General features: G+C 74.8%; 2 protein-coding genes. Both read left to right on the top strand.

The window, feature by feature from the left end:
* A partial coding sequence (locus tag ADL12_RS19700; RefSeq protein ID WP_159053210.1) for an SDR family NAD(P)-dependent oxidoreductase occupies positions 1–3,714 on the top strand: 3,714 nt, incomplete at its 5' end.
* Positions 3,715–3,806: 92 nt separating this feature from the next.
* Positions 3,807–5,017 (top strand): beta-ketoacyl synthase N-terminal-like domain-containing protein (locus tag ADL12_RS19695; protein ID WP_244187952.1); only part of this gene is annotated, 1,211 nt, incomplete at its 3' end.

The raw sequence follows: 5,017 nt of genomic DNA, 5'->3' as shown, positions 1-5,017 counted from the left end.
CGCGAACTGTACGCCGCCGAGCCCGAGTTCGCCGCCGCCTTCGACGAGGCCTGCGCCGCCCTCGACCCCCACCTCGACCACCCCCTCAAAGACATCGTCTTCGCCGACGACCCCACCCTCCTCAACCAGACCCGCTACACCCAACCCGCCCTCTTCGCCCTCGAAACCGCCCTCCACCACCTCCTCCGACACCACGGGGTGCGCCCCGACGTGCTGCTCGGTCACTCCATCGGGTCGGTGACCGCCGCCCACGTGGCCGGGGTGCTGTCGCTGGCCGACGCGGCCACCCTGATCGCCGCCCGGGGCCGGCTGATGCAGGAGCTGCCGCCGGGCGGGGCCATGGCCGCCCTGTCGCTCTCCGAGGCGGAGACTCTGCCGCTGCTCACCGGGCTGGAGGAGCAGGTCGGCGTCGCCGCCCTCAACGCTCCGCGGTCCACGGTCGTCTCCGGGACCGAGGACGCCGTACGGGACGTCGTCCGGCAGGCGTCCGAACTGGGCGCACGGACGAAGACGCTGACGGTCAGTCACGCCTTCCACTCACCTCTGATGGAGCCGGTCCTCGCGGCGTTCCGCGAGGTGGTGGCGGGACTGACCTTCGCCGCACCGCGCATTCCCGTGATCTCCGACCTCACCGGCCGGGCCGCCACCGCTGAGGAACTCGCCTCCCCCGACCACTGGGTGCGTCACGTCCGCGAGACGGTGCGTTTCGCCGACGGGCTGCGGGCGCTGGCCGCGGACGGCGTGAGCGTGTTCGTGGAGCTGGGACCGGACGCCGTGCTGACCTCGCTGACCGGTGACACACTGGCCGACGCCGTGACCGTTCCCCTGCTGCGCCGTGACCGGTCCGAAGCCGGGGCGCTGCCGGAGGCGCTGGGCGCGCTGTGGTGTGCCGGGGTCCCGGTGGACCGCCGGTCGTGGTCCGGACCGGAACCCGGTGCCCTGGCCGAGTGGCTGCCGACCTATCCGTTCCAGCGTGAGCGCTACTGGCTGGACGTACCGGCACGGCCCGCCGTGCCGGCCGGCGACGGCTCGCGGCCGCATCCGTTGCTGGACGGGGCGGTCCGGCTCGCCGACGGCACCGCGACGGTCCACACCGGCCGGCTGTCCCTGGACAGCCACCCCTGGCTGGGCGAGCACGCCCTGCTGGGAACGCCGGTCCTGCCCGGCACGGCGCTGCTCGAACTGGCCCTGCACGCGGGCCGCGAGTCGGGCTCGCCGGTGGTGGAGGAGCTCACTCTCCAGGCCCCGCTGCCACTGCCGGAGCAGCAGGCGGTACGGGTCCAGGTGGTCGTGTCCGGCGCCGACGACGAGGGACGCAGGACCCTGACCGTGCATTCCCGCACGGAGGGGACCGACTGGACCCGGCACGCCTCGGGCGTCCTGGCCCCCGACACCGCTGCCGCCGCCGCGCCCACCGCCGGGTCGTGGCCTGAGCCGGACGCGGAACCGGTGGACCTCACCACCGCCTACGAGACGCTGGCGTCGCTCGGTTACGCGTACGGGCCGCTGTTCCAGGGGCTGCGGGCCGCCTGGCGGCGGGACGGGACCTGGTTCGCCGAGGTCGCTCTCGGCGAAGGCGCCCCGGCCACCGAGGAGTTCGTGCTGCACCCCGCGCTGCTCGACGCCGCGCTCCACCCGCTGGCACTCGAAGGGCCGGGCGCCTCAGGGGGGCTGCGCGTGCCCTTCTCATGGGCGGGCGTACGCGCGTACGGCAACCACCGTGCCGGGACCCTGAGGGTCCGGCTGACCCCCGCAGGTCCGGACCGTGCCGCGCTGTCACTGACCGACGAGACCGGGGCACCTGTGCTGACCGCCGAGGCGCTGCTGGTGAGGGAGGCCGATCCCGCGGTCCTCACGCCGGCCCGCCGGCCGGCCCGGGTGCTGCACCGCGTGGACTGGGTACCGGCGGCCGTGCCCACAAGGGCGGCGAACTGGCAGCCGTTCGACCCGGCCGACACCGACGGCGCGGGGTCTGCCCCGTACACGGTGCTCCGGGCGGACGACGGGCTGACGCCCTTCCGGCTGCTGGAGATCCTGCGCGGCCGGCCGGCCGACGAGCGCCACGCCGCGACCCGGCTCGTCGTCGTGACCCGCCACGCGACCGTGGTGCGGCCCGGCGAACCTCTGACCGGACTGGCACAGGCCCCACTGTGGGGTCTCGTACGCACCGCGCAGACCGAGCACCCCGGCCGGTTCGTGCTCGTCGACACGGACGGCACCGCCGCCTCCGAGGCCGCGCTCGGCACGGCACTGGCGAGCGGGGAACCACAACTCGCCCTGCGCGACGGACGGTTGTCGGTGCCGAGGCTGGCGCCGAGCCCGGTCCGGGACAGTGGCTCGCCGTTCCGGGCAGCGGGGCGCGGCACGGTGCTGCTGACCGGGGCCACGGGCGCGCTGGGCGGGCTCCTCGCCGAGCACCTCGTCGTCCACCACTCGGTCCGCCACCTGCTGTTGACCAGTCGGCGGGGCCCCGACGCACCGGGGGCGTCCGCCCTCGTCGAGCGCCTCACCGGCCTCGGCGCCGAGGTCGTGCTCCGCGCCTGCGACATCGCCGACCGCACGGCCCTCACCGAGCTCCTGGCGTCGGTGCCGCCGGACCACCCCCTGAGCGCCGTCGTCCACGCGGCGGGCGTCACGGCGGACGCCACGCTCGAGTCGCTCACCGAGGACGCGTTCGCCGAGGTCATGCGGCCCAAGTCCGAGGCCGCCCAACTGTTGCACGAGCTCACCCAGGAGCTGGGCCTGGACGCGTTCGTCCTGTTCTCCTCGGTCGCCGGGGTCGTCGGCAACGCGGGCCAGGGCAACTACGCCGCCGCCAACGCCCACCTCGACGCGCTCGCCCAGCACCGGCAGGCCCTCGGTCTGCCCGCCGTGTCTCTGGCCTGGGGGCTGTGGGAGTCCGGGGACGGCATGGGGAAGGCGCTCGGCCCGGCGGACCTGGCCCGGATCGCCCGCACCGGTATCGCCCCGCTCGGGGCGGCCGAGGGGCTGGACCTCTTCGACGCCGCGCTGGCGTCGGGGCAGGCGGCCCTGGTCCCCGCGCGCCTCGACCTGACGGCCCTGCGCGGGCTCGACGACCTGGACCGCGTCCCGCCACTGCTGCGCGGCCTGGTCCAGCCGAACACGCCGAAGCCACGGGCCGCGGCGCAAGGGGACGCGCGTCGGCGGGACGACGCGGTCGCGCCGTGGGTGCGCAAGCTCGCCGAGGCGGCCGCGGCCGACCGGCCACGTATCGCGCTCGACCTGGTGCGCGGCACGATCGCCGAGATCCTCGGCCACGCCCCGAACCGGCCCGTTCCCGCGGACCGGGGTCTGCTCGACCTCGGCTTCGACTCGCTGACCGCGGTCGAACTGCGCAACCGGCTGGGCGTGGAGACCGGTCTACGGCTGCCCACGACGGTGCTCTTCGACCAGCCGACGGCCGCCGCGCTCGCCGCGCACCTGCTGGACGAGCTCGCAGACCGGTTGCCCGGCGGCGCAGCCACGGCCCTCGCGCGGATCGCGGAACTGGAGGCCGCGTGCGCCGACGCCACGCTCGGTGCCGAGGCCCTGGGCCGGATCGCCGCTCGCCTGAGCGCCGTGCTGGCCCGCCTCGCCCCCGACCATGGCGGCGACCCTGCCGACGACGGCGCCGCGACGGCGTCCCCCCGGCTCGACCAGGCCTCCGACGACGAGCTCTTCCAACTCATCGACGGCCAGCTCGGAGCCGAGTGATCCACCCCGGTCGCGCACGACCCGTATGACCGCACGCCCCGCACACCCCGTACGTCCCGTAGGGCTCGTCTGACGAGGAGAGTTGACGCCGCATGACGAACGAGGCCAGGCTCCGCGACTACCTGAAGCGCGTGACGAACGATCTGCTGCAGACCAGGGAGCGGCTGTCCCGCGTGGAGGCGGAACGGCACGAGCCGATCGCGATCGTCGGCATGGCGTGCCGCTATCCGGGCGGGGTCCGCTCACCCGAGGACCTATGGCGGATCGTCGAGTCCGGCACCGACGCGATCACGTCGTTCCCCGAGAACCGCGGCTGGGACACCGCGGGGCTGTACGACCCCGATCCCGAGCGTGCGGGAAGGACGTACGCGCGGGAGGGTGGCTTCCTCCACGACGCGGACCGGTTCGACCCGGCGTTCTTCGGCATCAGCCCTCGCGAGGCACTCGCCGTCGACCCGCAGCAGCGGCTGCTCCTCGAGACCGCGTGGGAGACCTTCGAGCGCGCGGGGATCGACCCGCGCTCTCTGCGCGGCTCCCGCACCGGGGTCTACGCCGGGGTGATGTACGGCGACTACGGCGGCCGTATCCGCAAGGCGCCGGACGGCCTGGAGGGATACATCGGCACCGGCAGCGCCGGATCGGTCGCCTCGGGGCGGCTGTCGTACACCTTCGGGCTGGAGGGCCCGGCGGTGACGGTGGACACGGCGTGCTCGTCCTCGCTGGTCGCCCTGCACCTGGCCATGCGGTCGCTGCGGGAGGGCGAGTGCGATCTGGCGCTGGCCGGCGGCGCCACGGTGATCTCCACGCCCGGACTCTTCGTGGAGTTCAGCCGGCAGCGGGGACTGTCCCCGGACGGCCGCTGCAAGGCGTTCGCGGCCGCGGCGGACGGTACCGGCTGGGGCGAGGGCGTGGGGCTGCTGCTGGTGGAGCGGCTGTCCGACGCCCGCCGCAACGGTCACCCGGTGCTGGCCGTCGTACGCGGTTCGGCCGTCAACCAGGACGGAACGAGCGGCCAGCTCTCGGCTCCGAACGGCCCGTCCCAGCAGCGGGTGATCCGGCAGGCCCTGGCCGACGCCGGGCTCGGCGCGGCCGACGTCGACGCGGTCGAGGCGCACGGTACGGGCACCCGGCTCGGGGATCCCATCGAGGCGCAGGCGCTGCTCGCGACGTACGGCCACGACCGGTCGTCCGAACGGCCTCTGCTGCTGGGGTCGTTGAAGTCGAACATCGGACACACCCAGGCCGCGGCGGGCGTCGGCGGTGTCATCAAGATGGTCCAGGCGATGCGCCACGGGCTGCTCCC

It is taken from the genome of Streptomyces regalis, from assembly GCF_001509475.1.
Classification (GTDB): Bacteria; Actinomycetota; Actinomycetes; order Streptomycetales; family Streptomycetaceae; genus Streptomyces; species Streptomyces regalis.
Note: the sequence above shows the minus strand (reverse complement) of the source record. Positions and strands in the feature narration are given on the sequence as shown.